This window comes from Vibrio sp. 1978 (assembly GCF_033344345.1).
In genome coordinates, this window is sequence record NZ_JAWPOP010000675.1 from 1 (window position 1) to 614 (window position 614).

At 45.8% G+C, this 614-nt stretch carries 1 protein-coding gene; it reads left to right on the plus strand.

Annotated elements, in window-relative coordinates; all coding sequences use genetic code 11:
• Positions 1–614: PAS domain-containing protein (locus tag R8N49_RS28480; protein ID WP_318190616.1), on the plus strand; the 614-nt coding region annotated here is incomplete at both ends.

Consider the following 614-nt stretch of genomic DNA (forward strand, 5'->3'; position numbering starts at 1 on the left):
GGTCGTTTGTTAGAACAGCTAGAATCTGCACCGGAAGCTATTATTTGTCTGCGAGAAGATCAGCGTATTCGTTTTGCCAACGAAGCGGCTTGTAAGCTATTCAAACGCAGTTTAGAGCAACTTAAACGCTCGTCAGCTGACGAACTGATCGCACCAAAATATTTGACGGTGAAGCAGCCTCATTATTGCGGCAAGATTGATATCTACATTGAGGATATTCGTCAAAACATTGAAGCCGACATTCTAAAACTGCCAGAAGGCTCTGGCTTAGATGTGATGTACATCTTTAATGTCGGTGGTGGAGCTAACGCCGCGCGTATTCATAACCTAGAAACTGCGGTAGAAGTACTCTCAAGTTATGCATTCGATGGTGATAGAGACCAGTTGCAGAAACTCAAAGAGCTTGGTGGCGAGTTTACTCGTTTGGCTGATAAGGCTTTGGGCAACAAAAAAGATAAGCAAGATTTGATGCGTGAAGTGTTGGTCGATGCCATGACGCATGCATTGGACTATTGGGAGTCTGTTACGGGTGAAAGTAAATTTGCGTTTGCCGAACAAAGTGGACTGTGGCGCGTCTACCTCGACCGAAGCACACTGCAAACCCGAACGCTCGA